23 protein-coding genes are annotated in these 26,472 nt (G+C 67.3%); 7 read left to right on the top strand and 16 right to left on the bottom strand.

All coding sequences use genetic code 11. The features are described from left to right. Positions 1-337: 337 nt before the first annotated feature. The 14 genes from ASF57_RS22755 to ASF57_RS22700 all read right to left on the bottom strand — a co-directional run bounded on the left by ASF57_RS22755 (position 338) and on the right by ASF57_RS22700 (position 16,161). Positions 338-1,471, bottom strand: coding sequence for a TniB family NTP-binding protein (locus ASF57_RS22755; protein WP_056487895.1), 1,134 nt, complete (start codon positions 1,469-1,471; stop codon positions 338-340). 92 nt (positions 1,472-1,563) lie between these two features. After that, positions 1,564-3,738, bottom strand: coding sequence for a DDE-type integrase/transposase/recombinase (locus ASF57_RS22750; protein WP_056487892.1), 2,175 nt, complete (start codon positions 3,736-3,738; stop codon positions 1,564-1,566). A gap of 10 nt (positions 3,739-3,748) precedes the next feature. Beyond that, the gene (locus ASF57_RS26070; protein ID WP_156376294.1) at positions 3,749-4,336 is read right to left on the bottom strand and encodes a hypothetical protein; all 588 of its coding nucleotides are present in this window, start codon (positions 4,334-4,336) and stop codon (positions 3,749-3,751) included. Positions 4,337-4,895: 559 nt separating this feature from the next. After that, the gene (locus ASF57_RS26065) at positions 4,896-5,054 is read right to left on the bottom strand and encodes a hypothetical protein (RefSeq protein WP_156376293.1); all 159 of its coding nucleotides are present in this window, start codon (positions 5,052-5,054) and stop codon (positions 4,896-4,898) included. A 79-nt stretch (positions 5,055-5,133) separates the two neighbouring features. Next, a complete protein-coding gene (locus ASF57_RS26060; RefSeq protein ID WP_156376292.1) occupies positions 5,134-5,286 on the bottom strand; it encodes a hypothetical protein in 153 nt (50 codons plus the stop codon). A 376-nt stretch (positions 5,287-5,662) separates the two neighbouring features. Beyond that, positions 5,663-6,178, bottom strand: a complete 516-nt coding sequence (locus ASF57_RS22740; protein WP_156376291.1) for a hypothetical protein — start codon at positions 6,176-6,178, stop codon at positions 5,663-5,665. Between the two features lie 291 nt (positions 6,179-6,469). Next, positions 6,470-7,816 (bottom strand): hypothetical protein, encoded by a 1,347-nt coding sequence (locus ASF57_RS22735; RefSeq protein WP_056487883.1) that lies wholly within the window; start codon positions 7,814-7,816, stop codon positions 6,470-6,472. A gap of 747 nt (positions 7,817-8,563) precedes the next feature. Then, positions 8,564-9,085 carry a hypothetical protein gene (locus ASF57_RS22730; RefSeq protein ID WP_056487880.1) on the bottom strand — a complete coding sequence of 174 codons (522 nt, stop codon included), beginning with the start codon at positions 9,083-9,085 and terminating at the stop codon, positions 8,564-8,566. Between the two features lie 59 nt (positions 9,086-9,144). Continuing rightward, on the bottom strand, positions 9,145-9,807 hold the full coding sequence (locus tag ASF57_RS22725) for a hypothetical protein (protein ID WP_056487877.1): 663 nt from the start codon (positions 9,805-9,807) through the stop codon (positions 9,145-9,147). Positions 9,808-10,608: 801 nt separating this feature from the next. Then, on the bottom strand, positions 10,609-10,869 hold the full coding sequence (locus ASF57_RS22720; RefSeq protein ID WP_056487874.1) for a hypothetical protein: 261 nt from the start codon (positions 10,867-10,869) through the stop codon (positions 10,609-10,611). 302 nt (positions 10,870-11,171) lie between these two features. Further along, a complete protein-coding gene (locus ASF57_RS22715; protein ID WP_156376290.1) occupies positions 11,172-11,492 on the bottom strand; it encodes a hypothetical protein in 321 nt (106 codons plus the stop codon). Between the two features lie 67 nt (positions 11,493-11,559). Continuing rightward, complete coding sequence (locus ASF57_RS22710) at positions 11,560-12,372, bottom strand: hypothetical protein (RefSeq protein ID WP_056487865.1); 813 nt, start codon at positions 12,370-12,372, stop codon at positions 11,560-11,562. A 330-nt stretch (positions 12,373-12,702) separates the two neighbouring features. After that, a complete protein-coding gene (locus tag ASF57_RS22705; protein WP_156376289.1) occupies positions 12,703-15,168 on the bottom strand; it encodes a PAS domain-containing protein in 2,466 nt (821 codons plus the stop codon). Between the two features lie 327 nt (positions 15,169-15,495). Further along, on the bottom strand, positions 15,496-16,161 hold the full coding sequence (locus ASF57_RS22700) for a class I SAM-dependent methyltransferase (RefSeq protein WP_056487859.1): 666 nt from the start codon (positions 16,159-16,161) through the stop codon (positions 15,496-15,498). A gap of 141 nt (positions 16,162-16,302) precedes the next feature. Between ASF57_RS22700 and ASF57_RS22695 the strand changes: the two genes are divergently transcribed. Next, the gene (locus ASF57_RS22695; protein ID WP_244477081.1) at positions 16,303-17,157 is read left to right on the top strand and encodes a methyltransferase domain-containing protein; all 855 of its coding nucleotides are present in this window, start codon (positions 16,303-16,305) and stop codon (positions 17,155-17,157) included. A 245-nt stretch (positions 17,158-17,402) separates the two neighbouring features. Beyond that, positions 17,403-18,824, top strand: coding sequence for a DUF2254 family protein (locus ASF57_RS22690; RefSeq protein WP_162241587.1), 1,422 nt, complete (start codon positions 17,403-17,405; stop codon positions 18,822-18,824). Positions 18,825-19,310: 486 nt separating this feature from the next. Here ASF57_RS22690 and ASF57_RS22680 read toward each other — a convergent pair whose 3' ends face one another. Further along, a complete protein-coding gene (locus ASF57_RS22680) occupies positions 19,311-19,715 on the bottom strand; it encodes a VOC family protein (protein ID WP_348528157.1) in 405 nt (134 codons plus the stop codon). Between the two features lie 115 nt (positions 19,716-19,830). Continuing rightward, positions 19,831-20,037, bottom strand: a complete 207-nt coding sequence (locus ASF57_RS22675) for a hypothetical protein (protein ID WP_156376288.1) — start codon at positions 20,035-20,037, stop codon at positions 19,831-19,833. A 420-nt stretch (positions 20,038-20,457) separates the two neighbouring features. On the opposite strand from ASF57_RS22675, the gene ASF57_RS22670 reads away from it, so the two are divergent. The 5 genes from ASF57_RS22670 to ASF57_RS27110 all read left to right on the top strand — a co-directional run bounded on the left by ASF57_RS22670 (position 20,458) and on the right by ASF57_RS27110 (position 26,397). Beyond that, positions 20,458-20,913, top strand: a complete 456-nt coding sequence (locus ASF57_RS22670) for a hypothetical protein (protein ID WP_056487838.1) — start codon at positions 20,458-20,460, stop codon at positions 20,911-20,913. A 947-nt stretch (positions 20,914-21,860) separates the two neighbouring features. Further along, a complete protein-coding gene (locus ASF57_RS22665; RefSeq protein WP_056487835.1) occupies positions 21,861-22,199 on the top strand; it encodes a helix-turn-helix domain-containing protein in 339 nt (112 codons plus the stop codon). 469 nt (positions 22,200-22,668) lie between these two features. Then, positions 22,669-23,619 (top strand): hypothetical protein, encoded by a 951-nt coding sequence (locus ASF57_RS22660; protein ID WP_056487831.1) that lies wholly within the window; start codon positions 22,669-22,671, stop codon positions 23,617-23,619. Between the two features lie 137 nt (positions 23,620-23,756). After that, on the top strand, positions 23,757-24,545 hold the full coding sequence (locus ASF57_RS22655) for a metallophosphoesterase (RefSeq protein WP_056487827.1): 789 nt from the start codon (positions 23,757-23,759) through the stop codon (positions 24,543-24,545). Between the two features lie 55 nt (positions 24,546-24,600). Then, a complete protein-coding gene (locus tag ASF57_RS27110) occupies positions 24,601-26,397 on the top strand; it encodes an AAA family ATPase (protein WP_244477074.1) in 1,797 nt (598 codons plus the stop codon). The last annotated feature ends 75 nt before the right edge of the window (positions 26,398-26,472 follow it).

Below are 26,472 nucleotides of genomic sequence, written 5' to 3'. Positions count from 1 at the left end.
TCCCGGAGCCCCTCGGCGAGGCAGGCCGGACACACCCGCGCCCGAGCGAGGTCGATGAGCGCGGGTGAGAGGCGCGCCCTTCCGACCCCGATCAGCCCGTCGCGGCCCGGCCAGCAAGCCGACCCGGCGAGCGTGTCGGCGCCGGCTGGGCCACCGAGGACCGCGTCGAGGCGTTCGAGCCCGCACGGGACCGACGCGAAGGTCGGCGGCAGCCCCGTCAGCTCTCGGATCGTCCGCGTCCCGGCATAGCCGTTGAGCTCCGAAAGGCGCAGCAGGAAACCGTGCAGCGTTTCGCCTTCGCCCGGTCTGCTCCGGACGACGAGCCGCGTGGCCGCGCTCATCCCTTCGTCAGGGCCGCGTCGATCTCCCGCCGACGGTCGGACCTCGACGCGCCTCGCCTCGCCCTGGCCTGACCCGAGCGGCGCTTGTACTTGGCCAATGCGGTCGCCTCGTTCTCCTCCGGGATGGGAGGAGGCAGGCGCCCGTCCCATTCCACGCCGAAGGGGTTGATGAGCCGCTCGTTCGCCTTCTCCTTCCTGACCTCCCGGTCGAAGGCGCGTTCGAGCAGCTTCATGTCGATCACCCCCGGGGTTCCGCCTTCGGTCTGGTTCTTCCTGTCCTCGATCAGGATGCGCGCCGCCATCTTGAGGAGGTTCTTGACGCCCCCCATCAACCCGCGCGACGCATAGAAGAAACGCTTTGCGACGTCTTCGTCCAAGACGGCGCCTTCCTCGTCCACGATGGTCAGCTCGGCGGCCCAGGGAGCGGGCGAACCACTGCGAAGGCCTGCGAGGAGTCCGATGAAGTTGTCACGGCTGGACAAGTCCACCGCGTCGTCCCCACCCCAAGCGTAGGGCTCCATCCTCAACTCGGCGTCCCAACGATTGTCGTACTGGACGTCCTGCTCGAAGAGCTTGCGCATCCGGGCAAGGCCGAAGAGGGCGAAGACCGCGTTGTTCCGAGCATGCCGGTCCTTGATCCAATCGATCATCTTTTCCGCCGTCAGCACGCCTGCCCGATCCAGCACACGCTGGCCTTCGTCGATCAGGACGCCTTCGACCGCGCACCGCCGCATCAGGTTGTCGACCCGGTCGTCGAGGCCCTCGGCCTTTCCGGACTCGTAGAGGGGGTCGCCGAGCTCGTGGAGCATCTCCCGGGCGAGCTTCGTGGGGCTCACGGTGACCGGCATGGTGACGCAGAGCAGCCGCACCCGGTCCGAGACGGAGACGAGGCCCGAGCGGTCGATCTGTCGTCTGCCGTCCTTCTCGATGGGGTGCGATCGCTTGAAACGCTTGAAGACGGTCGTCTTGCCGACCCCAGAAGGGCCGACGACGGGAATGCACGGCAGCGTGCCCGGGTCGCCGTCCTCGACCCTGAGCTCGAAGGCGGAATCCAGCGCCTGGATGACGGACTGGAAGTGCGTGTGGCCGACAAAGACGGCGTGCATCTCCTGGTAGAGGTTCCCGGCCAATTCAGTCTCCCTGGAATGGATGTCGCGGCCTGCGGCCCGACGGGGTCCGCGCGGGGTGGGACGCATCGGACCCGATTCGTGACGCTCGCTCGCTACCCGAGCGAGTGGTCCGTGCTGAACACCGGGATCGCCCGTGCCCGCCGGGCGACCTGGCGCGGCGCCGCGGCGGTTTCCGTCATGGCCGGTCCGACGCCGACCGCGAGCCCGGCGCCGCGATCGGCCGGCGGTCCCTCGATCGCAAGGGGGCGTCCCGTCGGACCGAGAAGCGGCGTCGGGGACCCGGGCCGCCGACCGAGCGGGTCGAGTTCCGCGTACATGCGGTCGGACCCCATCCCCATGGAGCGGGCGATCTTGGCCTGGATCTGGATCCCGAGCGCGTCGGGCAGCGCCCTGTCTATCAGGCCATGGAGATGGGCACGGCTCTCGATCCAGCCCTCGAGGTCGTCGCGACCCGAGAGCCGGTCCGTGTGCCTCCGGTAGAGCGTATGGGTATGGAGGTCCAACCCGTCGGCATAGGACCTGTCGCGTGCGAATGCCGGTATCCAAATCTCCTCGTCAGGATCCCAGACGTGGATCCTGGCGAGATTGATCGGGTTGACCTTGACTTTCACCCTGATCGAGGCGCCGCGACGTCGCCTCAAAATGTCGATGCCGTCGGAGTAGTAGTAGATCTGCTCGTATACGACCCCGCGATTGTCGAGGCGGCGCCCTTCCCGAACGATTCCGAACATGAAGTCGAGATCCGTGCCGCGTTCGAGGAAGCAGGGCTTCACGATGCGCGTCCCGTCGAGCCACCGCTGATTAGGGCTGAGACGCGTCCCGTTGCGCGGCGCGTTCGGATGGTAGACGCCGAGGAGCCAATGGTGCCAGAGCCACATCAGGTGCCTCAGCCCGATCACCGCGTGCTGGGTCGGGTCGTAGTCGTGGTTGTCGATATGGAGGTCGCGCGACAGTACGTAGCCCGGCATCTCCTGTAGGAACGTCTGGGCCGCGACGGCGAACGCTCCTTCGACCTCGCCCTTGACCCAAGGACTCCGGGGCGGCGTGAAGTCGTACTGGACGTCGAGGTCGGCGGTGATCTGCAAGATCGAATTGCCGTGCGCCTGCAGGCTGTTGTCGAACGTGAAGAAGCGTCCGACCCCGCCGCAGAGGTAAGGGTTGACGATGTCGGGATAGTCCTGGGCGACATACGACTTCATCAGGCAGGCATGGCGAATGGTGGCCGCGATGACGAGGTCACCGGGCGGCTCGAAGCCGATGTAGAATCCCACGATCGCGTTGCTGAACACGTCGACGAGGATCGCGAGCCACGGTCGGCCAAGGGGGATGCCCAGCGTCTCGTGGACGACGAAGAAGGGTAGCCGCGTCTCGTCGAACATCAGGTGGGAAAGGGCAGCCTCCGGCGCATCCCGGTCGCCGGGCCGGCGATGGAGCATCCGGGACTTGGTCGCCCCGTGACGGGCGATGGAACGAAGCTCGGCCGGAAATCGGTTGTAGTACACGTAGAATGTGGAGCGGTCCGGTAGGACGAGCGGCCGATCCGGATGCCGTTTGCGTTCGATCTTCACCTCGTCCAGCGACGCGGTCATGATCTGAGCCATCGAGAGGACGGGCCTCCGTCCCACCGGCTTGCGGTACTTGGCCGCCTCCAGGAGACGCGCCATCACTCGTTTGATCGCGTCGGAAACCAGGGGATCGACCTTCGCCTTCCTGCCTCGCTTGTCGAAATTGCCTTGAAGGTCGCGCGAATCCTCATGCTCGGCATACAGAGCCGCCCAGCGCGCATAGGACGCTGCGCTGCACGGTGCCGGCTTCCCGTAATGCTTTTGCCCGAGTTCGCGTCCCAGCTCGGCACAGAGGCGGTCCAGGTTCGTGACGGGCCGGCTCTTGCCGCCGCGCTCCACCCAGCCGACGACGGCATGCACGGTGCCGGGCGCAAGGCGCTTCTCGACTTCCCGAATGACCTCCTTCCTATACGCGACGCGCCGACGCTTCTTCTCTGACAAGTCGGACAGCGGCACGCCGTGCCTCTTGCGGCGTCGCTTGCGCTCCTCGGGCGTCTCCGGCTCAAGCCTGCTGTCGAAGGTCGCCACTCCGACGTCGTAGGCCGCGCGGATCTCCGCCTCGGGACGGTGGCACAGGATCCCGGTGGATTGGTCCCGCATCTGCCAATTGGGGATGCCCTCGATCGTGTAGTGGTTCAGGAGCTCGAAGGTACCGTCGTCGGATTTGACGACGGTACCCGGGCCGAATGCGACTTTCCTCAACGCTCTGCCCTCACTTCCATACCCCCCGGGTCGCCAAGCCTATGCGGCGGTAGCAACCCGGCCCGATCCCTACCGGCATCTGCGGCCCGAAGCCGTGGTCGAGGCCCAGCGTCAGGAGACCGTGACGCGCCATCGCGCAAGCCGTCGCCAGGTCGATGCAGTCGGGAAAGGCCGACGTCAGCGCGCCGACGTCCGCGATGCCGCCGCTTCGGAGCGCGGCGACGATCTCCTCGATCCGCCCCGCGTCCGGAAGCTTCGCCTGCCGACGCTCGAAGATCGCCCCGACCGTCTCGTCGCGTCCCGCCCTGCGGAGATGCCGCTCGGTGACGACCTTGTAGCCGTAGCCCAGGGCGTTAAAGGCGGCGGCTATCGCCGGCCACCGGGTTTCGTTCTTCGGCAGACAGGCGTCCCTCTCGTACTTGACCTCAACAAACTCGCACGTGTCCTGCGTGCGGACGAACGCATCGACCCGGTGCCGCGCCAGCTGCTGCCCGAGCAGATAGCGCAACGCCACCGGCTCTTCGCAGAAGGCGAGGACCTCGGCGTCGAGCTCCAGATCTAGCGCATGTCGGTATTCGAGGGTCGAACGCAGAAACATCGTTCTCCGGTTCTTGAGGCTGTGCAAACGGGTCTGCCGTCCCCGGGCCGCGCTCCTGGAGCTTCGGCCGAGGACGACTTCCGGCTCGTTCCCGATACCCTCGAAGGCCGGATGCCGGGACATGACCGAGGTCCCGTTCGGGAGCGGTCCGGAGCTCGGGAAGGCGGGCCAATGACGTTCGATCGGCTCGGGCGAGACGTCCGGAATCCGGGCCGGCGGTCCGGAACGGGCGAGGGAGCGGAAAAACGCGGACAGCGGGTCCTCCGGAAAACTCGGCGGGACGAAGCCGTTCGGTCCGGCGGACCCCGGGGCTCGGCCCGCGTCCGAAGTCGGCCGGTGCCCGGCCCTCTTCAGTTTTACCCCATCGTTCGACATGACGACCCGATCCTTCCCGTGTTGGCGCGATGATGCCGTTCGTCACGGAGGACGTCCGGGAGTTTGCGCGCGGTGGGCGCTTCCGCGAGGCCAAGCGATCGCCGCCTCAGTAGGGGCAGGCATGGATCGCGCAGTCTCCGGATGGCGTCCCGCGCCGGCCGTCTTGGTCCGGCGCGGGATGTCCTCACGCGGTCTTCGGGAGGTCCGGTCCCTCGGCCTCTGCCACCCCCTCGTCCCGCGCGGGCGCGGACTTCACGCGGCGCGGCGGCTTCGGCGCGAGAGGGGGCCTTCTCTGCTCGGGCAGGACGATCCCGCAGGACGTGAACAGGTTTTGCGTAGGCATGCGCATGGCGCGTCTCCATGTCGGTCGGGCGATCGGCGGCAAGGGACGGCGGCGGAGGGATCCCCGCCGCCGAGGGCGGTTACGTGGGATCGTCGTCCGTCACGCCGCCCGTCTCGGAGGTTTGGAAGCCCAGCATTTCCCGGGGGGTCTGGGAGCTTTCGTCCCACTCGGGGTCCGACAGCGGCCAGGGGATCGGGGCACCGTCGGGGCGCGCGGTGAAATCTTCGGTCATGGGTCTCTCGTGGCGCGAGGCATCGGGGGCGGGCCCGTCGTGGGGGGCCGGTCGATGGAGTGCGTTGATCCGAGAGCGGTGCAGCCCCTTGCGCAGGAGTGCGCGAGGTGGCATGCTCCATCGGTCGGATTCAGAGCTTGCCTGTCGGGCGTGGTCTTTGGTCGACGTGGATGCCTTCCGCATATCCTCGGGTGTTCAGACCTTAGGAGCGTGGTCGCGTCCTTCCTGGCTCCTCGAGCGGAAACGCCAGGTATGGAGCGCGTGGCCTGCGACGGGCCGCGCGTTCCCCTACGTCGAGTGGACCCTTGGTCCTGATCGGCGGGCCGCGCGCCCTCGGTGTGTGACGGGTCATCGTGCCATCTCCGTTTCGCTGAATTCAGTCTTCGGCGCTGTCCGAAGCGGTGGCGTCCACGTTGAGGGCGTACCACCACCGTTTGTCCGCGTCGTGGCGTACCCGCATCTCACGCTTCAGCTGGGCTTTGACTTTCTCCGAGCTGTGGATGCCGAAGCCGGCGACCTCGACGGCGTCGTTGACGGCGCGGCCCGACAATCCCGCCGGACCAGCCTCGTCGAGGGCCTTGAGGATCGCCGCGGCCACCGTGCCCTCCCTCACGTCCCCGCTCGCCTTCCTGGCGCGTGCGGAGCGGTTCGAGGAGGCCCCGATCGCCGGTAACCCCTCTGTGCCACCCAGCGAGGCGATGACGGTCTGCAAGCGGACGCGCGTGCCTGCGATCTCCTGCATCTGCGCGACGAACCGTTCATCCCGGGCAATTCTCCGCTTCCTGGCCTCGGCCTCGTCCGCCTCGTCCTCCTTCAATCGGATCGCTATGAGTTCGCGCTCCTGCTCGTCGAGTCGGGCGAGTTCCGCCCGGAAGTTCTTGTCGAGGTTCATCGCCTGCCTGTCGGGTCGCCAGATGGCCTTCCGACCGGACATACGGTAGACCAGTACGTAAGGCAAACCGTATTGTGATTTGAGGTGGCTCCCGATACGCGCTTGGTTAACGTACCGGTTGGTAGCCGGTAATCCAGCCTGCGCGCCTACTGCCGGGCGATTGCGGTCCCGCACGATCCAGGACGTCGTCCCCCGCTCGCACTCCCGATTGCACGACCCGCCGCCCCACTCCGCCGAAGGAATCCCTACGTGTTCGTCCATGCGCACACTGCTCGGCACTGCGGCCCGAGATCATGGAAGACAAGGTTCGTCTGTGTCCCGGGCCCGTTGACACATGTGCGGGCGGGAACCGCGCTCGTCGGGCTCCCAGGCGAAGCCGGCTTCCGCCAACCGAAACGCCAGGCCGGCGTCGCTTCCGGGCGCCATCATGATCGTGACCTGGAAGCGTTCTGAGGCATTGGCCAAGCGGTCCGCAAGGACCGGATCCGTGGCAGCATCGGCTGACGTAGCGATCATGAGGGTATCCGCATCGAGGACGTCGCCTCGGACCGGGTGGGGGTCGCATCGTGTGAGATGCCTCAATGCGCGGTAGGCCGGCTTGTCCAAGTCCTCCGGTATCGTCATGTCGAGCCTGCGCTCTGCCTCCCCGAAGGTCAGCGGGGTCTCGGCGGCGTCGCCCAGAATAGTCAGTCCCGTTGCGGCAGCGGGAACTGTCAGGTCGAACGCGACGCCGACCCTCAGGGTCGAGGAACCGCGCCCGAGGTCGACGGCCACCCATCCGCGCATCCCGTCCATCGAGCATGCCTCCCCTCGATGCGTCAGTCCGGCATGGCGTGTGAGCAGGCGGTCGACGAGGGTGAGCAGCATGGCGTCTACGAGGTCCTTGCAGAGTGCTTCGGCCACCGCATGCCGCCATGTGGCGCCCCTTGGCGTAGATGCTGCACGCTTCGCTGCGAGGCCGCCCAGCGTCGAGGCGACGGACTTGAAGCGTCGGGCGCCGGTCGTCCCTTCCTCGAACAGCCGGCGGATTGCCGAGGGCTCGGCCTCCAAGGTCTGTATTGCCGGTCCCACCCTCTTCCTCAGGAGCGTCGAGCAGAGTTGGCGTATGCGGCGGCGGACGCGCCGGTAGTCGGCGCTGGCCGAGCCTCGCCCGTTCGAGGCAGGCGGGTCGGCACGGATGGCTGGCGGCAACGCGATCGCGGCGAGGCCGTCCAGCGCCTCAATGATGGTCGGGGTCGCCCGAACGAGGGCCAAGCCCATCTCCAGGTGCTGCCGGATGGGAGCTGATGAACGAGAGATGCCCCGGATGCCCTGCTCGATCGTCTCGGCGACAGCCTCCGCTCGATTCAAGTCGAGCGTTGACGGAAGCAGCCGAAGCTTCTCACGAACCTCCGGGTCGCGAGATCGAGCCATGGCCAGAATGAAGCCGGCATGCCATGCGTTTCGGATGTGCCGTCGCGTCGTGTAACGCAGCCCCACGACATTGGACACCGCCACGCCGCGGTCGGTGACGGCATCGGTGAGGCGCCCGAATGTCCCGGCGGCCGTCTTGCGCTGGTCCGACGGGGTCAAGGCCAGGACCGCATCCAGTGCGGCGGCGAGGTCGGGACGGCCCGCGTCGTTTCGTTCGACGTCCATGGATGGATCCGGTGCGCGAGGGCGCACCGGTCGGGTCGTATCGGGGACCCTTCGGCGCGACGTCCGTGGATGGGACGTCCGAAGGATTGTCGTGTCGGCGATGAATGGTACAAACGACCTCCGGGTTTGGAGCGGCACCGGGGGATGCCGACCAGCTCACGTGGATTCCGCGCGGACGCCTGGCGCGCCGCTCGGGTCGCGGTACGCAGCCGACGCCGTCGTACTGTCGGAGTGCGCTTCGCTGTCCCGGTCCGGGCTACAGGCGAGCATACCGACCTGCGACTCGGGGAGCCGATCGCCAGTGCCGCAAACTATTGGGGAAAGGAAATATTTTAGAGGTTCCAGTGGGCAGCGTCGACCTCCTCGGTGTCGAGTGCCTGTGTATTGCGGGCCTAAGCATTCGATCATGCGGCATCCCGGCAACGCCATTACGTCCAGCCATGTCCGTGACGACATTGACGAGCGGCCTGTCGGCAACCCCTCACAGGAATGTTGTCTGCCGGTGACTGGAGCGAGGTCGTCTGCGTTGGGTGAGCGTCGCGCTCGGGTGGCCGACGGTCGGATCTGGTCCACGCCATCGCGTGGGACCTCCGACGCGAACGAGACCGGCACCCTTCGCCGAGCCGGCGTCCGCCATGGCACGACGCCTCACGGTTCCACGTCTTCAGCGAAGGTACGGTGCAACGCACTTCGTCGATGGCGCCGAACACGTCCGGTACTCCGAGGCGCGATACCGGTCCTTCCGCATCAGGCCGGCTCGGATGCGGCGACGACCGCGAATCGTAAGGGGTTCCTCCGTTCGGACGGCAGGCTCATGCAGAGCGCGGCGCCGCGTGCGCCGAACGGATTCGTCATCGACCTGCCCTCGCCGTAGCTGGCGAACAGAAGCTGCGAGGCCAGCGCATCCGGCACCATGACCGTCGTCTCGACGGACCGTTTCCATCCTCCGGTTTCCGGGATCCCGGCCTCCTCCAACATCGCCGCCGCGTCCAGCATCTTCCGACCCTTGATCAGATCCCAGCCGAATCCGGCATCGGAGCTTCCCCACAGCGTCCAGACCAGGTCGTTGGCTTCGACAAGTCCCTCGACGAATCCCAGGAGGTCGTCAGGTCTGGACCGCATGTGCCTATGGAGGGCGAGGTGGGTCTGCTGCGCCTGGCGTCCGCGTAGGTCTATGGTGTCCTTGTCGCTGGGTGGCTCCCCGGTTCGGCGCATGGCCGATTGGTAGAGCTCCGCAGTGGTGGTCGCCTGCAACTTCCATCCAGCCAAGTCGTCGACCCTCCGTGGTTGTTCGTAAACTCACCGCACCCTCGACGGAGACTTCGGCGTCAACAGTTGACCGCGATCTGCCAGGCCACCGCCGCGAACTCGTGCTCCGTGTGGTACCCGCCGAACGCATCGACGCCGTCGAACCCTCCGGCGGTCCCCAGGATCAGGCCGAGCGATCGTCCGCTACGCGTGAAGATTTCCCAGGCGCACTGGACCGGGCAGTCGTCGCGCCTGCACCAGCGGAGTGCAGGATGGCTTTCCCAACGTTCGATCGGGTCAGCGATGACCACCGTTGCCGACCCTTCGACGACGTCGGGACCGTAGTGGGACGGGGCGACGGCCCTCACCCAGACGGGCACACCCGATCCCCTTTGCGGAACCTGCGCATCCTCGAGTGAGATGGGGTTCGCGACGAGCTTGATGCCCCCTCCGGCTGGGAAGAGCGCGACGTGGCCCGCGAGGAGCCTGCATCCGGCATCCATCCCCGAATCCGTAAGGGTCGCACCGGCGGGGCGTTCGTCGGCCTCACGACGGACAATCGCCAAGCCCGCCCGTTCGAGTACTCCCAGGATGGATCCGAGGCGCATGAAGAAGGTGGGCCCCTCCTCCGCGCCGACGACAAACATGTCCTGCGCCGCCGCCATACGTCTCACCAGCTCCAAAGCCCGAACGCGATCGGCGTGTTCCGGCATCGGATTGTCGTTCGCGTTCCTCTCCATCATCAGCCCATACGTACCCGCAGGCGACCGATGCGGCCCGCTGTGACGTCTTGCAGTCGGAAGATTGCGTGCACCAGCTCGAAAGTCGTTCATGGTTAACGGAACGAGCCGGCGTCCGCCTGCCGGTGGGTCGTAGGGATCCATCGTCGAAGATGCATACCGGTCGGATGGATGGAGGGGCTGATAGATGCGACGATCCCGCTTTCGGTCCGAACGATGCATGTTCGGTCGGTCGGGTTGAGCCGGAACCTGCCCCCTAGAGCGAAACAACCACCTACTGGTGGCCGCCGGTCCGATCTTCGGACCGCGCATCGTCGACACCGGGACGCCGATCCTCCGGCCGTCGTCCGGCTGTTCCTTGTAGCAGCGGCCGCACCTGCGAACCCGCGATGCCCCTGATCCCTGCCTTGTCCATGCCGGCCGGGTACCCCCGAAGTCGCCACGGTGGCTGGAGGCGGAGGGACGTCCCGAGGCTCACCTCCGTCTCCCTGACTGCATTCCAGGGACATGCCGAGGCGGCGCCACGGGCAGCGTCGTGGTTGTCGCGGCGCTTGCCCCTCGGGCCGATCTCTGCCCCGAGCCGGTCCGCTGTCCGATCATCGGCATGCGGTTCGTACGGCGTGCTCGAAACTCGACGGAGAGGACGCCCGACCGGTCTCTGCTCGATCGCCGAAAATGCTCCCTGAAGGGCCGACACCCGTCTCGGGGCACGCGCAGAGTTGGTCCCCCCGGCAGGGGAAGGAGGCTCTCGCGCCGCAGCGGATCGGACAGGTGGAGGACTCTGCGGTAATCCCGCAGCGCCAGCTACTCGCCGACCCAGCGCCAAGCGTTGCGCACGATCCCGGGCTCGTCCTTACCCAACTCCCGTCCATCGGCTATCCGGTTGAGCACGGCGTGAGCATCCTCGATGTCCATGAACTTCCTCCCCTTGCGTTGCTCGGGAACAAAGGTGCCGTCGTCCGCGAGGAAGTACGTGACGCCGGCATGCCTGACGTAGACATGGTACTCGTCCGGCCTCCTGCCGACCTGCGCGGCAGATGATCGTTCCGAAGGCACGTCGGTCATGGGATGTCCCGTGCTCAGCGATCGGCGATGTGCCGATCGGGTCGGAGACATGGGGCGAGCCGGGACACGCGCAAGGGACGTCGGGTCTATGCGGATCTCCGGTACGCAGCCATCAGGTCCACTCGAGGGCTACAGGCGGGGCCCTGTCGGACACCGATCCCCGTTCCCACTTTCGCGCCGACCGACACATCGAGCGGTCGGCACGTTTCGGCTATCGGGAAGATCAGGGTGGTTTCACCCGTTCCCGGCTGGTCGCCGTGTCGGGGGGCGGGTCCCCGCCCCGCCCGGTGTCATTCGGCTCGCTACGCATCCTCCTCGTCCTCGGCGACCGCCGCGAATGCGGCAGTACATCCGAGCCAGCGGCCGAGCCCGATGCCCGCCGGGGCGTCGATGTCGTCGAAGCCGGGGTCCAACAGCCGGCAGGCGTCGAGGTATTCGTCCGTCGCCAGATCGGGCATGTCGGCGTCGATCGCCTGGACCGAGCGCTCGGCCCACCCCGGGATGAGAACGCGGCGGCGGGAGGCGTCTCCGAGGAGCCGCCTCCGGCGATCGGATTTCACGTCCAGACTGCGGAGGTGGCGGTCGCGCTCCCGGGTGCGGGCGGTCTGACTGTTCGAGGCCATCGGGAAAGTCTCCAGGTGTCGCATGGTGCAGGACGCGGCCGCAGCCGCCTTTGGATCGAGGAGGACCTCAGCAGGGCTTGCGCAGCCAGGTCGCGGCGGGGCGATCCGCATTCGGGCTCACCACGGCACGTGCGGGGTACCAGCGCCGGGCATTCAGCCGCCTCTCGGTCGGCCTCGGGGGAGTTGCCACCCGCGTCGCCGCGAGCGGTTCGATCCGCTCGTATGCGTTCGCCAACCGAAGCAGGCGCGCTGCCACGTGCCTCTCGCCCGCGGTCGCCCGCGCCTCCATGAGGCGGGTGAGGTCCCCCGCCCCGATGCGCGTCGCCGCGGGCATCGCGGCTGCCGTGGTAGACAGGGCCGCGAGAATAATCCCGGTACGCCGTGCCTCCTCCAGGGTTTCGCCCCCCAACAAGCGATCCTCCCGCATGGCGTCCAGGCGGGGTAGCGTCGTCGGAAGCACGCGCGTGCAGTAAGGGAGGGGGATGCTGCTCTGCAGCAGGGTGGCTTCCGTGCGGAGCACGGACTGAGTGGCGAAGGGGACGAACCAGGGGACGCCGGTCCCACGGGACGGCTCGCAACGAGCCGCGCGCAAGGCCCTCGACGCGGCGGGATGTCCCTTGCCCACGACGACGCTGACATCGAGGCCGGAGGTGAGGGTGACATCGCCCAGGGACGCGAGCCCGAGCGAAACGACCAGGTCGCTCTCGGCGAGGTCCCGCCCGCCGAGCCGTTCTGCCTCCCTTCCCTCCTCGAGGGTCACCATACGGACCGACGACGCATCGGCGTCGCTCCGTCGCCGGTCGGCAGGAAGCGCCGGCGCGGCCAGCGTAACCGGATCGCCGCCTTCGGCGAGCCCCAGCGCGATGAGGATGGCGGCCATCGGCCCACCGAGATCATCCGAAAACACACCGACACGCAGCATTCGAACCCCCCTTGCGACTTTCATTCCAAACTTCGGGAACAATCGAATTATAGGAGTTGTCGCCGTTGTTGTCGAGCTCCATGGACCGTTCGGCGCAAGGCGTTCGGCATGATCGTTAGCGATCCGTCACATTTGCCGGCTCGAATATAGTCTTCGCCGGGATGGAAATTTCTGAATTCTACCGATTTGCAATCGTACTGTGGGGCAAACCGGCAGGATCAAGGACATAGTAGTCCTTTAAACCCGCCCGACCTGGACAGGGGGCGGCGCCCGGACAACGCTGGACGCTCACGCGGCCTCGTGTTCGATCTTGCGATGAACGCGGGACGTGTTCCGACCCGACGCCTTGGCCTTGTACAGCGCAGCATCCGCACGCTTGAACACCGCGTCCTGGTCGAGGCCGTGTTCCGGGATCAACGCGATGCCGACGCTCAGGCCCACCGTGATCGCGTGCCCCTCGAACAGGAAGGGGCGCCCCACCGCCGTAATCAACCGGTTCGCCAGCACGGCCGCATCGTCCCCGCCATGAACCCCGGTCTGCAGGATGACGAACTCGTCGCCGCCTAGGCGCGCCAGCGTATCCTCCGTGCGAAGGGCCGACTTCAGGCGCTTGGCCACCTCGATGAGCAGCGCGTCGCCCGCGGGATGGCCGAGGGTGTCGTTGACCTGCTTGAAGCGATCCAGGTCGAGGCAGAACAGGGCGAGCTTCTTGCCCTCGCGGCGAACCTCCGCCAGCTTCTGCTCGAACCGCTCCCGGAACAGGGCGCGGTTGGGCAGGTTCGTCAGCGTATCGTGACGGGCAAGGTGCGCCAGTTGCTGCTCCGCGCGCTTGCGATCGCTGATGTCGAGGTTGAGGCCGACGATGCGCGTGGCCTCGCCGGTCGCCGTGTCGAACACCACGCGGCCGAAGCCAAGGAGCCAACGCTCCGACCCATCGGCCCCATCGGACAGAAGCCGGAACTCGGAGGCGTAGGTTGATCGGGCCGCGACCGCTTGTTCGACCCCCGCGCGGACTGCGTCGACTCCCTGCGGATGGACCAGCGCCTTCCAGTCCTCGATGCTGACCTCGACGGCGTCATCCTCGCCCAAGCCGTTCGGCACCGTCAGGCCGAGCATACGGGCACTCGGGAGCGGGTAACGGACGAGGCCCGTCCGGAGATTCCAGTCCCAGATGCCCGCGCCCGCAGCGTCTTGCGCGAGGCGCAGGAAATCGGCGGTTTCCTCGAGCTTGTGCCGCGCCTCGACGCTGTCGTGGATGTCGAGCGCCGTTCCGATCCAGCCCGAGATGCCTTCACGCTGGTGGATCGGGAGCATCATGAGCTTGTGCCAGCGGTAGGCCCCGTCGTGGCGTCGCAGGCGGCCTTCGACTTCGAACGTACCGCCTCGGGCGAGCGCATCCCGCCAGGCCATCTCCATCCGCTCGGCGTCGTCCGGATGGTTATGGTCCAGGCGCTCCTGGCGGGTCACGCCGGCCGAGCCGTAATAGGTCTGGAACGGCTGGTTGGTGTAGCTGGCACGACCGTCCTCCGGGCGCATGACCCACACCATCTGCGGCAGCGCGTCCGACAGGGCACGGTAGCGAGCCTCACTCTCCGCAAGGGCCAACTCGGCGCGCTTGCGCGCGCTGATGTCGATCTGCGTGCCGACGATGCGTACCGCCCGACCCTCTGAGGTCCGGCCGACGACCTTGCCGCGCACGAGCACCCAGGCGTACGCGCCGTCCTTCCTCAGGAGCCGGAACTCGCATTCATAGGCAGGCGTCAGTCCATCGAGATGCCGGGACATGGCTGTCGTGGCCCGCTCGGTGTCCTCCGGATGTGCCAAGCGCATCCACGATGAAAGATCGCGATCCAACTCGCCGCTGGCGTAGCCCAGCATCGCGTACCAATGGTCCGAGAACCACGTCTGGCCGGTGGCGATGTCCCAATCCCAGAGTCCCTCCGAGCCGCTGTCGAGGGCAAGCGCCAGCCGCTCCTCGCTCTGGTGAAGGGCGTCCTCCATGCCCTTGCTGGCGGTGATGTCGCGCAGTGTCGCGACGTAGCCGGTCGGCGCGCCGGTCTCGGCATCGCGCATGAGGTTGAAGGAGTTCTCCAGCCACACCCACGCGCCGTTCCGGTGTCGGTAGCGCAGGCGCGTCAGCGCGCGATCCGTCTTTCCTCGCGTCAGGTCGTCGAGGACAGCCTGGTAGGCCGGCGCGTCCTCCGGATGCACGTAGTCCATCGGACGCGTGCCGACGAGCTTCTCCGCGTCGTAGCCCAGAACCGACGTCATGGCGGGCGAAACGTAGCGCCGCGTGGTGTCGAGATCGCACCACACGATGATATCGGTCGCGTTCTCCGCAAGCAGACGGTAGCGGCGCTCGCTGTCCTGAACGGCCGCCTCCGAGGCCCGGCGCTGGGTGATGTCCGAGCAGGTGAACAGGACGCTGCCGTCCGGCAGATCGGCCCGCAGAACCTCGAGAATGCCTCCATCGAGGCTGGGCCATTCAAAGACGCGGGGCAGGTCGTGGAGCCCGCTGACCTGGACGTGTGGGTCGATCTCGCCGGAAGGCCGCAGGAAGTCGCCGCGCGCCTGCTGAAAGGCGCGGATGTCCTCGAAGGTTGCCGTCTCGCGCAGCACCGCCTCAGGCATTGCAAGAAGCTCGCGAACCCGTGGATTGAGCAGGCGGACACGCTGGTCGGGGCCGAACACGATTAGGCCCTGATCCATGTGCGTCAGCGTCGTGCGCAGGTCGTCGTGAGCACCACTCGTCACGCAGGGCAGGCTGCCTTCCTCATCCTCGGGAGGACGTGCCCCTCGACCGTCCCGTTCGCTTGTTCGTCATCCACTTCGACCCTTTGTGCCGACCCAGGTGCCACCTCATGAAGCGCTTGCTCGCTATGTAGTGGCACGATGGTGCCGCGGGCCCATGGGCCTTGCCATGGCACCCTGATAGCCCAGACCCAAGTCGATTGGCGTGGCCCTAAAGGCCGCGCCTTTCTCGTTCCAAGTTGCCTTTTCAACTTCGCGGGGATCTCGGCGGACGCCCATCCAAGTTCGCCGGCCGTCCAGGTCGGCCCCTCGCACGGGCGGACTTGGATGTCAGGCCGAGGCGACCCAGCCGCGGAACGCGAACCCGGCGTAGAAGAGGCTGACCCCGGTGAACCCGGCCTCCCGCAAAAGCCGCTCGTCCTCGTCGGGCGAGAGAATCGGCAAGCGTTCCTCGATGCCTGTCCTGGCACTCTCGGCCCGGGCGCGTTCGATGCCGGAGTCCGTGGCGAAGGCCGCATACCGCGCAAGCCAGAGGTGCCGTTCCCCCTCCGGGATGCTGAAGTGAGCGACCACGAAGGGCGCGCCCGGCTTCAGGCGCCTACGAACCTCCCGAAGCGTGCGGGACCGCTCCCGACGCTCGATGAAGTGGAGGGTCAGGATGCAGGTTGCCCCGTCGAACGGCCCCTGTGGCGCGTCGTCGATCAGTCCCTCATGAAGGTGCGCACGGTCCGCGAGGTCGCCCATTGTCCTACGGGCCAAGTCGAGCATGGCCGCGGACGGGTCGACCCCGACGAACGACCATCCTGGTCGGCCCTCGGCGAACACCTTGAGTTCGAGGCCGCCCCCCGCACCCAGAACCAGCACCTTGGCATCATCCGGGGCGCGCTCAGCGAGGAGAAGCCTCGCCATGCGCTGCATGTCAGCGTAGCCGGGGACCATGCGCGGCGGGTTTTCCGCGTAGCGGGCGACGGCCTGGGGGTCCGAGAAAGCGTCCATGCCGGATGCTATCACGCGCGGCGATCCCCCGAACGTTCGGGAAGGGTTGTTTCGTGCCCGCTCGGTTTCGGGAACCGGGAGATGAGAATCGCTGCGATGGAAAGGTTTCGCGACCGAGGACTGCGTGGGGTGGGCGACTTGGTGGAGAAGCCCTTCGATCCTACTAACAACGCCATGTCGTATACCGCCTCGCCCGATACCCTCCTCGAAACGCCGCTGGCAATCCAACAGGCAGCACCCAACCCCGCCAACGCGCCGAGTGGCCGGTTCTTCGCCGAGATCGGCATCGCCTCCGGCATGCGCGTGCTCGACGTCGGGTGCGGAAACGGGGACCTCAGCCGCCTCGTGGCCCGAATGGTGGGACCGGACGGCGAGGTCGTCGCCATCGACCGAAGCCCGGAGGCAATGGCGATGGGCCGCTCGGCAGAAGCAGGTCCGAAGGCGGCACCCATTCGCTACCAGCAAGCGGACCTCGCGGGTGCGCTGCCCAAACTGGGTCGCTTTGATGCGGTCATCGGGCGTCGCGTTCTCATGTACCTGCCAGACGCCAGCGCGACCCTCGCGCGTCTCGCCGCCCTCGCGGCACCCGGGGCGATCATGGCGTTCCAGGAACACGGGCGTGCCGGACTTCCCGCCGGGCTCGGCGGGTTGCCGCTCCATCGCCGGCTCTACGATCTGTTGTGGGATACGGTCGCGGCGGAGGAAGGCGATACCGGGCTCGCGCTGCGTCTAGCGGACCTCATGCTCAGTGCGGGGCATGGCATTGAGGTGGCGCGAAGCGAGGGGATACTCCTCCAGGCCGGCGAGCCATCCTTCCTACCGACGCTTGCCCAAGCGATGCTTCCCCGCATGGTCGAGCGCGGCGTGGCTAGCGCGCAGGAGGTGGGCCTCGACACGCTGGCGGAGCGCCTCCGGGAAGAGCATCGCGTGGTTGGTGGCACGATCGTCTGGGACTTGGCGTTTCTCGTCTCGGCACGCGTCGGCCTTGACCGGTAGGTGACCCCAAGCGCCAAGTGCGCCGCCGGCCTCCCCACTGCGCAACGAGGAAATCCAAGGGGTGAACTGCCCCGACGATGTGGTTTGGCGCGGTAGCGCAAGGACACGTCGACAGATGCGGGTAGTTGCACGATGGGCCACCACCGGTTCATGTCCCCAAAAAGCTTAGACGCGTGAACATCCTCTCGGTGGTCATGCGTTCCTTCTCGACGTTTTCGACACGAACCGGTGGCGCTCATTCGAACATGAAAACCATCAAGTCGGTCCCACGGCGCTTCCTGAATGCCGTCAAGCGGTCGTTCCGGCAATTCCTCGCCTTGCCCCTCGCCACCGTGCTCGGGTTCGTCGGGCTGAACGCCGTGGTCTATCTCGCAGACCGATCCTGGTCCGGAGGCGAGGCGCCGGCCGGCTTCCGTTGGCTCGGGGACCTTCTGGGAGACAGTGCCGGGCTCGGCAGCCTTCTGACGACCGTGGCATCGAGCATCATCACGGTCACGTCGATCACCTTCTCGCTCCTGCTGATCGCGGTTCAGCAAGGATCCGCAGCCCTGACGGCGCAGGTGACCGACCAGTTCATGGCGCGGCGCACTAACCAGCTGTACTTCGGCTACTTCGTCGGCCTATCCGTATTCGTGCTGATGACGCTCGTCACCAACACCGGCTTTCATCGACCCGTGTTCGGAACGACTTTGGCCCTGCTGCTCACGACCTCGGCCCTCTGCCTCATCATCGTGATGATCTACAACACCATCGACCAGATGCGACCTGAGCAGATCATCCAGTTCATCCACGGCAGGGTGCTCGAAGCCCGCACGGAGGACCTCCGCCTGCTCGGGGCGACACGTAGGGCCTGCCGGCCGGGTTGGACCGTCGTCGCGTCCGTGCGGTCCCGGGAAAGCGGATACGTCGTTGGGATCGACCTGGCTCGCATCGCGAAGGCCGTCGAGCGTCATGCGAAGGGTGAGGTCGAGATCGACATCGACATCGCGATTGGATCGTATCGCGCCGTCCAGGACCCCGTGTTCAGGGTCCGGTGCTTGCCCGGCGTCACCTTGGGCTCAGACGCACGCAGGTTCATCGTCGATGAGACGCTTGCTGCGCTCGACTACGACGACGGGCGCAACCTGGAGCGAGATGCCGCGTACGGCCTTTATCAACTCGCGACCATCGCCTGGACGTCGGTTTCAACGTCGAAGTCCAATCCGAGTCCCGGCATCTCGGTCATCCAGGCGCTGCGGGACATCATCTCGCAGTGGAGCGATGGCGAGACCGGGACGAGCGAGGATGCGATGTCCTGCATCGTCTACCATGACGCTACGCCGACCGTAGCCACCGATGCCCTGGAAGCCGTTATCGTGGCCGCCTCCGAATCGATGCAGTCCCAGACCCTATCCGAAGCTGTCACGACCCTCGCCATCCTGCTGCGCCACGTCAGCCAGCCCACCGCCGAACGGCTGGCCGAAGTTTCCCGACGTGCACTGTCGAGCCTCGGCGAGCACGTCCTCACGCGTCAGCTCGAAGCCGCGCTCGCCGACCTCTCCGATGCACTGAGGGGACGGAATTTCAACATCGTTTCCGGTGCGGTCTCCGACTCGACGGCGGCCCTCGCCGCCAGCCTAGGCCATCTGAACTCGCGCTCGACCCGCGTGCCGGGAACGACATCGTAGCGGACCGGGTGTAGGCTGATCGCCCCCTTTCGGGCACAGTCGGGTTCGGCGACGTCCACTGCAAGGAGGCCGTCCTTCATGACATAGACGCTGGGATCCAGCGTGACCTGGGCGCCCCGCGTGACATGCAGGCCTTCGCAATAGGTGCCCGGCTTCAGTGTCGCGCGCATGCTGACCACGTTCTTGCCGTAGCGTGGGTCGTCGAGCGCGAGCCGGGACAGAAGGGGGTCGAGTCCGGCCGACGGGATGACGCGGGGCCCGGCGGCGGGGCGCTTACGGTCGCCCAGGGGGGCGCGGTGCGGGGCAGCCGGTGGCCGGCGGCGTGAAATTCGCGCCCGTACCGGAGTAGGACCCGGCGGAGCAGGTGGAGAGCACTGTCGCGACGGATGCGTTCTCAGCCTAGTGGACAAAATCTGGCACTTGGTACCCACTCGTGAGGTCGGCTTGGGGTGATGAACCTGCATCGGCAGCGACACACCCAAGCCGCTATTGCGGTAGGCTGAGACCGCCATCGGCCGCGAGGGCAAAGCCCGGGTTCCATGCGACCTCCCACAGGAAGCCATCGGGATCGGCAAAGTGGCCATGATAGCCGCCCCAGACCGATTCCCGTGCGGGGCACGTGACGCGTCCCCCCAGCGCCTCCGCCTGGGAGAGCACGGTGTCCACCTCGTCTCGGTTTCGCGTATTGTAGGCCAAGGTCAGGCCCTGTGACGGTGCGGTTTGCAAGGCAACCCCGGCATCGGCGGCCAAGTCGGCACGGGGATACAGCGAAAGGCCGATGCCGTTGAGTTGGAAGAAGGCGACGCCTTCGGCCGCGATAACCTTCCTGTGCCATCCCAACCCTTCGTAGAAGGTCGTGGCGCGAACGAGATCGGTGACACCCAGGGTCACGAGACTGATGCGTGGCTCCATAGCTGCCATCGGCTCAATTACGCGGCTGCTGTCAAGGATAGCACGGCGTTGGAAGCGCCCCTCGCGGTGGGTACCAGGTGTCTGACTTGGACCACTAGATACCGACCGGACCGATGAAGTTTGAATAGAACGAGCACTCGGGTGCCGAGATCCGTGCGGCGCTCTCCAGATGAAATGCTCCCATGGCAATCGGATCAAGGGCCAGCAGACAGAGCCGCGTGGTTCCGGCGAGCTTGACCGTCGATTGAACCGATACATCGATGGTCGGCTTGCCGAGGCTCAAGCTCACGGTCTCGGACATCGCCACTCGTACGGACGTATGTTTGCTCGACCGCACCCGCAACGCCTGGGCCCGGGCATCCAGTGGCCGAGGACCTCGACCCGTGTTCAGCACCGGCTTGGGCAGGTCAGGCTGCACATGGTGTGACGGTTGACGTCGCCGAGCGTCACTGCTGCGGCGTCCATTTCCACGCTCGCCCCGGGCAGAACGAACCCTTTGACAGCAACTCCGATCGAGCCGGCTACGCGCGATGCCCCCGGGGATCCTCTCGCAAAGGTACGCGCGAGCGCTCGGTCGGCTGGCTGCCCCACGGTGGATTTTGCTCGATGCCCCGAATCGGCGAACACTTGGCTGGGGCATGCCAACCGGTCGGGACGCGGCTCGGCGCCGAGGAAACGATCGGCGGATGGCCTGCATAAGAGGCAAGAGGACATTGTTGGCATGGAAACGCGACTGACCCTGGCGCAACGTGTCTCTCGGATGGAGGCCGACCTCGCATACCTCCGTGCCATCGTGGATGGCGGCGAGGTGCAATCCCGTGAGGCGGTTGTGGCCGTCATCGGACTCATGGCGAGCTTCGTGGCGAAGTCCGGCGCACTGGATTACGATCGTCTGATCGCATTCCTGTCGGATGGGACTGACCAGCGGCCACAACCGGAGGACCGGACGGAGATGCTCCTCCATGGCGTCCGTTTGATACTTGCCTACTACCGCGACCTGGATAAGGGCACCCTCAAGCCTCCGATGCCTTCCCCCGCAACGCTGGGGGCGGACGAGAACGGCGACATCCTACGCAGGGCCTTCGCGACGCTTGAGTTCGAGCGCGAGGCCCTGTTCGCGGAGACGGATCGCCCGCGGGCCCGGAAAGGCCGTCCGCGCGGCGGGACCGAGCATTAGGCATGCGCGCCATGAGGAGCGCTTAAGGCGGATGGGCCGTCAGGCCCAACGTTCGCCGTCGCCTCTGCCCCGGATGAGCAGCAGCGGTACCGTCAACGGATCGCCCCCACGACCTTGCTCAAGCATAGCCGGTGGTTTCGGGCGCCATGTGACCTGATGGTCGTGCAGGCGAGCCGCCTTCCTCCTCGACGAGGGGCCCGGAGACGCCTGACATCCTGCGGATCTGGTGGAGCGTGACCTTGCAGCGAGGCCTGCCGCATCGTGACGTCGAGTGATTTTTTGTGACGCGTGCAAACCCGACGCGGAAGCAGGCCGGGACGCACGCGAGGTCGGCGGTGATCGTCGAGGAGTGTCTTCCTCGTGTGTCCGAATCGGCCGCGTTCGACCATGATCCCGGATTGCGCGAAAGGCGCCAGTGTCGGCAGCGCGCGGTCGCGACTTATCCCTGGGCTGATGCAGCGAGGTGCATCCTCCCTCGAGGCGAGGAAGGGGGCGCCTGTTTGACGCTGCCCGCGGCCGACGTCCAGACGACAAGGGACGGTTCTCGATCAGGCGACGGGCGGAGGGGCCTCCCGGTGCGTTCGCCTTCGGGCGCCGTCTGTTTCGTCCGGCGATTTCCTGAGCCGCCCCGCGCATCGCGTCCGACGGCCGGGTCGATGCGCGCCGCCCCATGCCTGAGCCCTGGCCGCCGCATCCCGGACGCTTCTGTTTGGCCATGCGTACCTGATGTCCCATGGTCGGCAGCCCAGAATCGCGGTCTGAGCCTTCGGAGGCAGGATGCGTGTGGCTACGGGGCCGGGCCATGCGGCTCGCTTTTTCGGAAGGTTCGACGCAGGCAAATCGTACCCGCTCTCCTTCGACGGCACGCCGTTCCGAGTGGTGATCGGACGAATTTGGCCTTCGCGATCCGAGTTGACGGCGATCCCGGACGGAAGATAGATAATTCGATGGATATCGAATTGGCCGCGAAGCAACTCGACGCCCTCGGTAGCGCCACGCGGCTGACTGTTTTCCACAACGTGGTTCGTGCAGGTCGGTCCGGGATCTCGGTTCGTCGGCTGCAGGAGCAGGTTGGAGTCGCGTCAGCCTCCACGCTGTCGCATCACCTGCAGCGTCTGGTCGCCGCCGGCCTCGTGGCACAGGAGCGTCGTTCCACGACCTTGATCTGCCGGGCCGACGCCATGGTCATCCGTGGTCTGACCGCGTTCCTCCTCGAAGGAAGCGAGGCGGCAGGGCAGCATGCGGACGCCTTTCCGCCCGAGGCCTCGACTGAATCGCGCGCCTGAGCGGCCGTCCGCACCAGGCATCATCATGCGTGGGAAGACGACTCCCGTATCGCGCGTCGGCGTCCCCGGCTGCCGGACCGAACGTACCGCGCAGGTCCCCCCGTCGGAGCGATGCGATCGCATCTTCGGCGTAACGGCGACACAGGCGACCCCGGCATGGCGTGTCACGGGGCCGATTTCCTAGGATCACAACGGACACGCCGCGACCCGAAGACGGGTGCGAGGGGGGCGGCGTTCGTCGTGCCCTCGACGAGGGTCGAGAGACGGCCAGCCACTTCCGGAATCGCCCCTTGTCCACAGCGATCGACATAGGACCTGCCGCGCGTTGGAAAGCGGTGCGGAAAAGATGGACAGCCATCCCTCTCTATCCTATAATTCGACTTCTCTCGAAATAGCATCGCGATCGCACGCACACCGGCCCCTTGCCGGCCTGCGGGCGCGTGTCCAAGCCACTCGGAGGCCGTCCATCATGATCGTCGCCTTCACCGATCTCGGGTCTCGAACCGACGCCCTCCATGCGTCCCTCCTCGTCTCGGGCGCCATCAGAGCCTCGGGCGCGTCCGTCTCGCACATCCGGGTCCTCACACCCGCCTCGGAACCGGCGATGCCGGCCGTCGCCAGCGTTCGGACGCACATGCTCGTCGACGCCGTCCACGTAGTTCGCGAAGCGCGCCGGAACGACCACGACGTCGTGCTCAACGTACCCCACGCGGCCCGGAGCGACCCGGCCCTGCGACGGCTCGTCGATGCGCTCGTGGTCACGGTCGGACCTCATGCCGACGACGAGCGCGAAGCCGCTGGGCCCGATCCCTTCGCCTGCCACGACGGTGCACCGCCCGCTTGGTACCTCGGTTGCCGGCGCTCCGGCGGGCAGCCGGCCGCATCCAGGTTCGCGGCGCGGATGTCGGACCTCGGACGGCCGAACCGCCTGATCCCCGGCACGCTGCCGGTGCTCAGCCGCTTGGAAGGGGAGGACCTCGGCACCGGCGTCATCGGTGCGCGCCTCCTCGCGGTCTCGCAGGCCCTCGTTTCGACGTTGCGGCGCATCGCGGCCGATCCCTCGCTCGCGACCATCGGTTCGGGTGACGGCTTCTCGAACGACGCTGCCAGGGATTCCCGCTCGTTCCCGGAGCGGCTTCGCGAACTCGCCGACGACCTGGAAACGCTGGATCGCGGCAAGCGTCCGACGGCGGACATCCTCGCGGATGCTCCCGTCCTCGAAGGTTGGGCCGTCGGAACGGTTCCCGTGCCCGTCCTGCGCGGTGTGGCGAGCGGACATCCGAGCATCGCGACCGGGCGGCTCGTCGTCACCACGCAGGTCATGGCGACCGACAACGCGACGTGGGCACGTACCCTTTCCCGGTACTACGTACTCGGTTCGGCCGCTGGAGAGCGCCCGCCCGCGCATCTCCTTCAGTAGCAGGCCGCGAGGCCTTCTCCGAACGGCCCGACGGTGATCCGCCGGGGGCTCGCGTTCGCCTCGATCATGTCGTGCGGGAGCCCTTGCCCCGCATCGCCCGGTCGGCCCCGACGACAATCCCGAACAACGGAGACTCCATGCGCTGTTGGATCCTGTCCGACCTCCATCGCGAGGTCGGCACGCCCTGGAACCCCGTCGCGATTCCCCGCGCCGACGTCGCCGTCGTTGCCGGTGATGTCGGGCAGGGGCTCGTGGACACCATTGGATGGCTTTCGGCCACCATCCGTCCGCACATGCGCGTCGTCCTCGTGGCCGGAAACCACGAGTTCTACCGTCGCGCCTTCCTGGAGGAACTCCCCCTGGGCCGGGAGGCGGCCCGCTTGCAGGGCGTCGACTTCCTGGAGGACGGGACCGTCGACATCGACGGGGTCGCCTTCTTCGGATGCACCCTTTGGACCGACTATCGCGCGGACGGCGACGAACTGATGCGGTCCTCCATGGAGGACGCTCGCCGCGGCATGAACGACCACCGCCTCATCGCGTGGACGCGCAAGCCGGAGTGGAAGCGCTTCCGGCCCGAGGAGGCCTATGGCCTCCACCGGGCCTCCACCGCCTTCCTGGCCCGCGCCCTCTCCGACCCGTCGGCCGCGACGCACGCTGCGCGAGCCAAGGTCGTGGTGACCCACCACGCCCCCAGCATGCGGTCGATCGCCCCCGCCTTCGAGGGGAAGTCCCTCAATCCCTGTTACGTCTCGCGCCTCGAAGGCCTGATCGAGACCTGCCGACCGAACCTCTGGGTCCATGGGCACACCCACACGTCGTTCGATTACCGGATCGGGGACACGCGCGTCGTCTGCAACCCGAAGGGCTACGGCACGGAGAACCGGGCATTCGACCCCGGCCTCGTCGTCGAGATCCCCTCCTAAGCCCAGGCCACCGTCCCGAGCGCGTGCGCTCCCGCCCCCTCATCCCAGGACGATCATGGCACAGCTTCCGACCCATCTCGCTCGCTCCATGGTGCTGCGCCACTTCCCGCGGGTTCTGCGCGCCGGCCTCGACGCCGACGGACGCAACGGCGCGGTGGCCGCCGGATTGGTGCGGGACGTCGCGGCGATCCGCTCAGACCTCGGCTCGGCAGCGAAGCTGTGGCTCGCGGCACAATCCGGGGCGACCCCGCCGGCGCCTCCGATCGACGGTAACCGCAAGTCATCCCGGATCGTGGCGATGCTGCGTGCGGTCGGCATCGCGGTCGAATCGCGAGCCGACCGCGAAGTCGATCCGGGACCGGACGGCCTCAAGGCGCTCGACGCCCATGCCGCGGCCTTCGACGACGGGGTCGTCCGGGAGATCGCCGACGCCCTCCTTCTGCTCGGCGTTTCCGGCGCCGTGCAACTGGAGGCCTCGCGGCTCGCTCTCAGCGCTTGGAACTCCATAGACCGGCTTCCCGAGGTCGAATCCACGCTGCGGCGGCTCGCGCTGCTGCCCCCGGGCGACCGCGAGTTCGGCGAACCCATCGATCCGTGGGCCATGGACCTCGACAACCTGAACGCGGCGCTCACCCTCGCTCCGCGCGCCTCGGGCGAGCCCCGCCCGGGAACCCGCCAGAACTCCATGCTCCTCGCGTTCGCGACGCTCTCGGTGGAGGCCCACGTCCTCGCCCTCGGCCTCTCCGCGCTGAGCGTCGGACGGGTGCTCCCGTACTACGGCGACGACTCGCTGGCCGCGCTCGCCCGCTCCGTCGGACAGGCCGAAACCGGGGAGATCGAGCGCCAGGCAACGGCTCGCCAGCGTGCGCGCTCCGCGGTGTCCCATGCCGCGCAGGCCTCCCGCGCGTCGCCGCCGCGGGAACCGGAACCCGTCCCGGAGCCTCGTAGCGAAGTGGCGGGACCGGCGGACGAACCCGTGCCCCCGGGCCATGTCGTCGTCTGCACGAGAACCCCGCTCACGGGCGCCGGCAAAGGCCAGGAGGTCACGCGCGGCTACGGACATGCCATCGGCAAGCCCCTTCCCCTGATCGCGACGCGTGACCTCTCCGAAGTGCGGCGCGAGCTCCTTCCAGAGTTCCCCTACGCCGAGGCCGCGCTCGACAGCGTGCTCGGGGCCTTCGTCGGAAAGCCGTACGCGCAGTGCGGTCCCCTCGTCGTCGCGGGACCGCCGGGCGCGGGCAAGTCCCGCTTCGTCCGCCGTCTCGGCGAGGCCATGGGCCTGGGCGTGTTCCGCGTCGACGCCACCAACGACGGCGGGGCCTCCTTCGGGGGAACCGAGCGCCGTTGGTTCTCCTCGGAGCCCTGCAGGCCGTTCATGGCCATCGCCCGGTTCTCGCAAGCCAATCCCATCCTCCTCGTCGACGAGGTCGACAAGGCGCCGACACGCTCCGACTATGGGCGAATATGGGACTCGATGCTTCAGGCATTGGAGCCGGAGAACGCGGCACGCTTCCCGGATCCCTGCCTACAGACCGACCTCGACATATCCTGGGTCTCCATCGTCTGCACCGCCAACGATACGGCGGGGATGCCGGGCGCGTTGCTCGACCGGATGCGGGTCGTCCGGTTTCCCGCTCCCGCCGCGTCCGACCTCGACGGCCTCCTGCCCGGCCTCATGCGTGCCATGGCGGCGGAGCGTGGGATGGACCCACGTTTCCTGCCGCCGCCCGACGCAGTGGAGCGGGAAGCTCTGGCGAGACGGTGGAAGGGCGGATCCATTCGTCGCCTTCAGCGCGCGGTCGAAGGGGTCCTGCGCGCGCGGGAGCGCGGCGACCGGACGGCGTTGCAATGAGTCGCATCGGGGCGGCCGCCTCCGCGGTGGCGGGCCAAGCAGGCCGGTCGGGGGCGCGGCATCCCTCCGGCCGCA

This window comes from Methylobacterium sp. Leaf117 (genome assembly GCF_001422985.1).
Classification (GTDB): Bacteria; Pseudomonadota; Alphaproteobacteria; order Rhizobiales; family Beijerinckiaceae; genus Methylobacterium.
Note: the sequence above shows the minus strand (reverse complement) of the source record. Positions and strands in the feature narration are given on the sequence as shown.

What these genes read in the sequence shown, in the direction of transcription:
- ASF57_RS22655 (WP_056487827.1), top strand. Translation starts at nt 23,757, where the DNA reads ATGCGCTGTTGGATCCTGTCCGACCTCCATCGCGAGGTCGGCACGCCC.
- ASF57_RS22720 (WP_056487874.1), bottom strand. Translation starts at nt 10,869, where the DNA reads ATGACCGACGTGCCTTCGGAACGATCATCTGCCGCGCAGGTCGGCAGG.
- ASF57_RS22735 (WP_056487883.1), bottom strand. Translation starts at nt 7,816, where the DNA reads ATGGACGTCGAACGAAACGACGCGGGCCGTCCCGACCTCGCCGCCGCA.
- ASF57_RS22700 (WP_056487859.1), bottom strand. Translation starts at nt 16,161, where the DNA reads ATGGACGCTTTCTCGGACCCCCAGGCCGTCGCCCGCTACGCGGAAAAC.
- ASF57_RS26065 (WP_156376293.1), bottom strand. Translation starts at nt 5,054, where the DNA reads ATGCCTACGCAAAACCTGTTCACGTCCTGCGGGATCGTCCTGCCCGAG.
- ASF57_RS22665 (WP_056487835.1), top strand. Translation starts at nt 21,861, where the DNA reads ATGGATATCGAATTGGCCGCGAAGCAACTCGACGCCCTCGGTAGCGCC.
- ASF57_RS22725 (WP_056487877.1), bottom strand. Translation starts at nt 9,807, where the DNA reads ATGATGGAGAGGAACGCGAACGACAATCCGATGCCGGAACACGCCGAT.
- ASF57_RS22710 (WP_056487865.1), bottom strand. Translation starts at nt 12,372, where the DNA reads ATGGCCGCCATCCTCATCGCGCTGGGGCTCGCCGAAGGCGGCGATCCG.
- ASF57_RS22740 (WP_156376291.1), bottom strand. Translation starts at nt 6,178, where the DNA reads ATGAACCTCGACAAGAACTTCCGGGCGGAACTCGCCCGACTCGACGAG.
- ASF57_RS22670 (WP_056487838.1), top strand. Translation starts at nt 20,458, where the DNA reads ATGGAAACGCGACTGACCCTGGCGCAACGTGTCTCTCGGATGGAGGCC.
- ASF57_RS26070 (WP_156376294.1), bottom strand. Translation starts at nt 4,336, where the DNA reads ATGTTTCTGCGTTCGACCCTCGAATACCGACATGCGCTAGATCTGGAG.
- ASF57_RS22675 (WP_156376288.1), bottom strand. Translation starts at nt 20,037, where the DNA reads ATGTCCGAGACCGTGAGCTTGAGCCTCGGCAAGCCGACCATCGATGTA.
- ASF57_RS26060 (WP_156376292.1), bottom strand. Translation starts at nt 5,286, where the DNA reads ATGACCGAAGATTTCACCGCGCGCCCCGACGGTGCCCCGATCCCCTGG.
- ASF57_RS22660 (WP_056487831.1), top strand. Translation starts at nt 22,669, where the DNA reads ATGATCGTCGCCTTCACCGATCTCGGGTCTCGAACCGACGCCCTCCAT.
- ASF57_RS22715 (WP_156376290.1), bottom strand. Translation starts at nt 11,492, where the DNA reads ATGGCCTCGAACAGTCAGACCGCCCGCACCCGGGAGCGCGACCGCCAC.
- ASF57_RS27110 (WP_244477074.1), top strand. Translation starts at nt 24,601, where the DNA reads ATGGCACAGCTTCCGACCCATCTCGCTCGCTCCATGGTGCTGCGCCAC.
- ASF57_RS22690 (WP_162241587.1), top strand. Translation starts at nt 17,403, where the DNA reads ATGAAAACCATCAAGTCGGTCCCACGGCGCTTCCTGAATGCCGTCAAG.